This is a genomic window from Gemmiger formicilis (genome assembly GCF_016901605.1).
GTDB classification, from domain to species: domain Bacteria; phylum Bacillota; class Clostridia; order Oscillospirales; family Ruminococcaceae; genus Gemmiger; species Gemmiger formicilis_B.
The window spans coordinates 1-2,716 of record NZ_JACJKP010000264.1; the positions used below are offsets into that span (position 1 = coordinate 1).

Sequence of the window (2,716 nt, forward strand, 5' to 3'; positions counted from 1 at the left end):
AACGGTGCACTTTATTCCGCAGATCAGCGTAATTTTCTGGGCCTATCCCCTGACCTGGACCGTCAGTTCCATCCTGTTTGTCTGGTACCTGACCCACTGCCCCATGCCCACGCCGGGCGGCGGTGCCCAGCAGCATCCGGCCTAATTTTACGCAAGACAAAAAACAAAGAACTGTGCAAAAGATACATTGATTTTGCGTTGCATCGGGTGTATCATAGAATGAGCTCATCCTGCAAAACAACACTGCAACCCGAGAAACAGTGCAAGGGTTTTCCGGTCGGGTCCCGGCCGGGGAACCCGCTGTTTTTTTGCACGGATTCGGGCGCGGAGAGTAGAGAAAGGGAAACAATATGCAAGTAGTAGAAACCTTCGGGCGCACCGTGGAGTCCTGGAGCAACCGGAACCCCCAGCGTGCGCGCAGGCTGCTGCGCACCGGGTGGGAAGCCCAGAACCTGAAAAACCGGTTCAGCCCCGACAAGCGCCTGCAGCCGGCGGACCGGAAACTGGCCCGCATTATGATGGACGCCATGCTGGCGCCCTTGCAGGACCCCGACCACTCGGCTATGGTCAGTGTGTTCACCCCCTGCGAAATGCTGCAGGAAGCAGGGCTCAACCCCTATAATGTGGAGGCTTTCTCCTGTTATCTGTCCGGCTCCATGGCGGAGCGCGGTTTTCTGCAGCAGGCCGAAAACACCGGTATTTCCGAAACATTGTGCAGCTACCACAAGACTTTTCTGGGGGCCGCCCAGAAAGGGGTACTGCCCAAACCCAAATGCATCGTCTATACCAACCTGACCTGTGACGCCAATCTGCTGACCTTCCGCACACTGAGCCAGCTGTACCATGTACAGCCTTTTGCCATCGATGTGCCCATGCAGCAGAACGAGGACAATGTGGCCTATGTAGCCGCCCAGCTGCGGGCGCTGGCGGCATTTCTGGAACAGCAGACCGGCCGCCCCATCGACGAGGAATCACTGAAAGAGCGGCTGCGCCGCAGCAAACGGACGCTGGAAAAATACCGCACCTACCAGCAAAAACGCGCAGACCGGTATGTGCCTACCGATCTGGTCACACCGCTGTACTGCGGTATGACCAACAACATCCTGCTGGGCACGCCCCAGGTGGAAGCCTATGTGGACCAGCTGCTGAAAGACCTGGAACACGCCCCCGCCGCCAAAGGCAAGCGCATCTACTGGATGCACACCATCCCCTTCTGGTCCGATGCCATCAAGGAGGATCTGCTCTTCCGGGAAAGCGCCCAGATCGTAGGATGTGAACTGAGCGAAGTATGCGAACCGGACTTTGACCCCGAACAACCCTACGAGGCCATGGCCCGCCGCATGGTGTACCATGCCCTCAACGGCAGCGCAGTGCGCCGCATCAAGGCAGGCATCCGCCATGCCAAACAGGTGGGCGCCGACGGCGTGGTGTGGTTTGACCACTGGGGTTGCAAACACACCCTGGGCGCTGCCCAGCTTGCCAAAAAGAAATTTGAGGAAGCGGGCCTGCCGCTGCTGATTCTGGACGGCGACGGCTGCGACCGCAGCCACGGCGGCGAGGGGCAGACCTCCACCCGGCTGGGCGCCTTTTTGGAGATGCTGAACGAGCCGGGCCGCACCGGGGAAGGAGCCGAGGCATGAACAAGACCTATTATGTATGCAAATACACCCCCATTGAACTGCTGACCGCCCTGGGTGCAGAGTGCGAAAACCTGAACGGTATGCAGGAGGGCTTTGACCGGGCCGACCAGATGGCTCATTCCAACATCTGCGGGTTCGGCAAATCGCTGCTGGAAGCGGTGATGAGCGGCCAGGTCCGCGAACTGGTGCTGGTAAACTGCTGCGATACCATCCGCAGCGTTTATGATGTGCTGGCGGAAAGCGGCAAACTGGATTTTTTGTACATCGTGGACATGCTGCACAGCGGCGGCGAGTGCAGCCGCCAGCGCACCGCTGCCCAGCTGAAGGGGCTGGCCAAGGCCTATGCCGCTTACAAAGGCACCACCTTTGACGCCAAAGCTTTCCGGGCGGCCTTCCATGCCCCCGAAAAGACCCGCGGGCCGCACATCAGTGTGCTGGGTGCCCGGATGGGCAAGGAACTGTTTGAGATGGTGCAGAACGCCATGCCTTTCCCTGTGGAGAATGAAACCTGCGTACACAACCGGTCGGTGGGTGAAGTACTGCCGCCGGAGGATGCCGACTTTGACGCCCTGATGGAGTGGTATGCCGCCGAACTGCTGGGGCAGATCCCCTGCATGCGGATGATGGACAATACCGGCCGCAAGCGGCTGTTCAACGACCCCGACCTGAAGGGCATCATTTACCACACGGTCAAGTTCTGCGATTTTTACAGTTTTGAATATGCCCAGGTAAAGCAGAGCGTGGCGGTACCGCTGCTGAAGATTGAATCCGACTACACGCTGCAGAGCAGCGGTCAGCTGCTGACCCGCCTGGAGGCCTTTGCCGAAAGCATGGACCCCGGCCAGGGGGAAGGAAAGGAGATCAAGATGGAAAAAGGCTATTTTGCAGGCATTGACAGCGGTTCCACCAGCACCGACGTGGTGATTCTGGACCGGGACCAAAAGATGGTCACCGGCGTGATTCTGCCCACCGGTGCCGGTGCCGCCGTAGGCGCCGAACGTGCCCTGGAGCAGGCCCTGGAACAGGCCGGGCTGCAGCGCAGCGACATTGACGCCATCGTGACCACCGGCTACGGC

2 protein-coding genes are annotated in these 2,716 nt (G+C 59.5%); both read left to right on the forward strand.

Features of this window, described 5'->3' with window-relative positions:
• Window positions 1–350 precede the first annotated feature (350 nt).
• Window positions 351–1,640 carry a 2-hydroxyacyl-CoA dehydratase subunit D gene (locus H6B10_RS13905; RefSeq protein WP_204652149.1) on the forward strand — a complete coding sequence of 430 codons (1,290 nt, stop codon included), beginning with the start codon at window positions 351–353 and terminating at the stop codon, window positions 1,638–1,640.
• Window positions 1,637–2,716, forward strand: a 1,080-nt coding sequence (locus tag H6B10_RS13910; protein WP_204652150.1) for a 2-hydroxyacyl-CoA dehydratase, incomplete at its 3' end; no start/stop codon positions are given. The genes H6B10_RS13905 and H6B10_RS13910, both read left to right, overlap by 4 nt.

Excerpts from the sequence above, each read along its gene's own strand:
- H6B10_RS13905 (WP_204652149.1), top strand. The coding sequence starts at position 351 with ATGCAAGTAGTAGAAACCTTCGGGCGCACCGTGGAGTCCTGGAGCAAC.